Here is a 1,533-nt window from a genome sequence, read left to right on the forward strand (position 1 = left end):
GACCGCAGCGCGGCCCGGATCCCGGGGACGGCGAGAATCGCGCCGACGGAGACCACGGGGTTGGAGGGGGCGACGACGACGAGGTCGGCTTCCGCGATGGCCTCGAGGGTCTCCGGGGTGGGCCGGGCCGCCTCGGCGCCGATCTGCACGAACGCCGAGGCCGGCAGCTGCGCCCGGTGGCGGACCCACCACTCCTGGAAGTGGATCGCCCGCTCGCCGGAACCCTGCTCGTCGTCGGGGCCGCCGGGGACCACGACGTGAGTCTCACAGCGGTCGTCGGTCACCGGCAGCAGACGGACGCCGGGCGACCAGCGGGTGCACAGCGCCTCGGTGATGTCGGTCAACCGATACCCGGCCCCCAGCATCTGCGTACGGACCAGGTGCGTGGCCAGGTCCTTGTCCCCGAGACCGAACCAGTCGGGCTGGACGCCGTAGGCGGCGAGTTCATCGCGGCAGTTCCACGTCTCGCCCGCGTGACCCCACCCGCGATCGGGATCGATGCCCCCGCCGAGGGTGTACATGCAGGTGTCGAGGTCGGGGCATATCCGGACACCGTGCATCCACGCGTCGTCCCCGACGTTGACCACCGCGTCGAGGCGGTGTGTGGGGGCGGCGTGGTGGGGATCGGCCTCCCGTCCCGGCGTGCCCCGACCTGCCGGGGCAGGGTCCAGTCCGAGAAGGCGACGTGCGCCGAGCAGGAAACGGGCGCCACCGACGCCACCGGCCACTACACAGATCCTCACGTCGACCAAGCGTAGTGACGGGGTCGCGGCGCGGGCAGGGCGGCCGGGCGTTCCGGGCGACCACCCCGATCCGAGGGTGTTCCACGCCACACCAGATCCGGCGTGTCACTGCCGCGCGCGGCGCACGGAAATGCTAGGTATCCCCGAATTCGCTTGACCTGGACGACTCGCATGTGTGTAATCACAGGTGTGTCATTCGTATCTGAGCGGCACGCGGGGCCGGGCAGACGCACGAGCGACGAGCAACGTAACACGAGGGGATGACCGTGGATCGACAGTCACGCACCGCAGCGGGACCCGAACTGGCCCTGGTCGACCTCGGCACCGGCGCGCTCTTCGCGGAGGACGAGGAGGAGAGCTGGCAGGAGCGGGCACTGTGTTCGCAGACCGATCCTGAAGCCTTCTTCCCGGAGAAGGGCGGCTCGACCCGCGAGGCCAAGAAGATCTGCACGGGATGCGAGGTCAAGGCAGAGTGCCTGGAGTACGCCCTGGCCAACGACGAGCGATTCGGCATCTGGGGTGGACTGTCGGAGCGCGAACGTCGTCGGATCAAGCGTGACGCCGTGATGTGAGGGTGACAGTGATGTGATCCTGCCCGGGCGGGTCACTCCTCGCCGGGGCCGGCCTCCACGTCGTCGGGGGAGATCTCCAGATGCTGTGAGACCAGTTCCACCAGCACGGAGTAGATGAGGTCGCGGAGGTCGTCCCCACCCGGCGCGCGGCGGGTGAGCGGCCTGCGGAACAGGACCAACCGGGCCCGCGTGGGCTGGCCGGCCCGGTCGACGCCCGC

Annotated in this window: 3 protein-coding genes; 1 reads left to right on the forward strand and 2 read right to left on the reverse strand. The window is 70.3% G+C overall.

Translation table 11 applies throughout. The features are described 5' to 3' along the window. Positions 1-743 (reverse strand): 2-phospho-L-lactate transferase (cofD, locus tag G6019_RS13800; RefSeq protein ID WP_182627813.1); only part of this gene is annotated, 743 nt, incomplete at its 3' end. A gap of 260 nt (positions 744-1,003) precedes the next feature. Here cofD and G6019_RS13805 point away from each other — a divergent pair. Then, positions 1,004-1,315, forward strand: a complete 312-nt coding sequence (locus tag G6019_RS13805; RefSeq protein ID WP_107755930.1) for a WhiB family transcriptional regulator — start codon at positions 1,004-1,006, stop codon at positions 1,313-1,315. Between the two features lie 32 nt (positions 1,316-1,347). Here the strand turns inward: G6019_RS13805 and G6019_RS13810 are convergent. Beyond that, positions 1,348-1,533 (reverse strand): metallopeptidase family protein (locus G6019_RS13810; RefSeq protein WP_182613753.1); only part of this gene is annotated, 186 nt, incomplete at its 5' end.

It is taken from the genome of Dietzia sp. DQ12-76 (genome assembly GCF_014145045.1).
Classification (GTDB): domain Bacteria; phylum Actinomycetota; class Actinomycetes; order Mycobacteriales; family Mycobacteriaceae; genus Dietzia.

Excerpts from the sequence above, each read along its gene's own strand:
- G6019_RS13805 (WP_107755930.1), top strand. The coding sequence starts at position 1,004 with ATGACCGTGGATCGACAGTCACGCACCGCAGCGGGACCCGAACTGGCC.